Annotated in this window: 1 protein-coding gene; it reads right to left on the bottom strand. The window is 58.1% G+C overall.

The genetic code is table 11. From position 1 onward, the window contains the following. The coding region (locus Q4563_RS17220; protein WP_303605364.1) for an ArsR/SmtB family transcription factor at positions 1-365 on the bottom strand (365 nt) is incomplete at both ends.

The raw sequence follows: 365 nt of genomic DNA, 5'->3' as shown, positions 1-365 counted from the left end.
CTGTTCGACCCCGTTGTCTTGTGGATCGTTCAGTGCATCCAGCGTTGCCAGCGTCGTCGCCAGCCACTGGGTCCAGCGGTCGTGACTGGCCAGTAACGGGCGGCGATAAAAAATACTGTTGCCTTCCCGTTGATTGCTGACCAGGCGGGCCTGGGCCAGGATCTTCAGGTGATGGCTCATGCTGGACTGTTTGATATCCAACAGCTCGCACAATTCCAGTACGCCAAAAGAACCACGCCCCAGCAGCTGCACAATGGCCAGTCGCAACGGGTCGCCCAGGGCTTTGCAAGCATGGGCGATCTGTTCTGCATTGAGTTCGTTTCTGGCCGGAGCGGCAACAGGTGATACGTCGGTCTGTGTCATGG

The sequence above is a fragment of the Gilvimarinus sp. 1_MG-2023 genome (assembly GCF_030548285.1).
This window is presented reverse-complemented; position numbering and strand designations above follow the sequence as displayed.